At 60.8% G+C, this 676-nt stretch carries 1 protein-coding gene; it reads left to right on the top strand.

The features are described 5' to 3' along the window. The coding region (locus F8C90_RS10780; protein WP_158050500.1) for an LCP family protein at window positions 1-676 on the top strand (676 nt) is incomplete at both ends.

Raw genomic sequence — 676 nt, 5'->3', positions numbered from 1 at the left:
ACGAGCGTACCGGAAGCGACGAGGCCGGCGCGCGTTCCGACACGAACATTGTCGTGTACGTCGATCCCACGAGAAACCAAGCCAGCATCGTGTCCATTCCGCGCGACACCATGATCGACATCGACAACGTGGGTATCTCGAAGTTCAATGCCGCCTACAACTACGGTGGCGTGTCGTCCACCATCCGCGAGGCCAGCCAGCTGCTCGGGGTGGATATCTCCCACTATGCTGAGGTGAACTTCGAGAACATGGTGCAATTGGTCGACGCGGTGGGTGGCGTTGACGTGGAGGTGACGGAGCGCATCGACGACACGGATGCCGACAACACCACGGACAACCCGTATGGCCAGCGCATCATCATCGAGGAGGGCCTGCAGCATCTCAACGGCGAGCAGGCACTCGTGTTCGCGCGCAGCCGCGCCTTCGTCGACGGGGACTTCACGCGGACGGCCAATCAGCGCAAGCTCATCATGGCTCTGGTGAACAATGTGCTCGCCATGCCCGTCACCGATCTTCCCGGCGTTATTCAGGGTGCGGCGAAGTGTGTGACTACGGACTTGTCCGTTACCGATATCATCTCGCTGGCCGAGCAGTTCAAGGGCAAGGGTGACCTAACGGTGTACTCGGCCATGGCACCCACCGTGTTCATGGACCAGCTGGTGGACGGCCAGTCGTT

The organism is Ellagibacter isourolithinifaciens (assembly GCF_008831035.1).
In the GTDB taxonomy this organism is placed as follows: domain Bacteria; phylum Actinomycetota; class Coriobacteriia; order Coriobacteriales; family Eggerthellaceae; genus Ellagibacter; species Ellagibacter isourolithinifaciens.
Note: the sequence above shows the minus strand (reverse complement) of the source record. Positions and strands in the feature narration are given on the sequence as shown.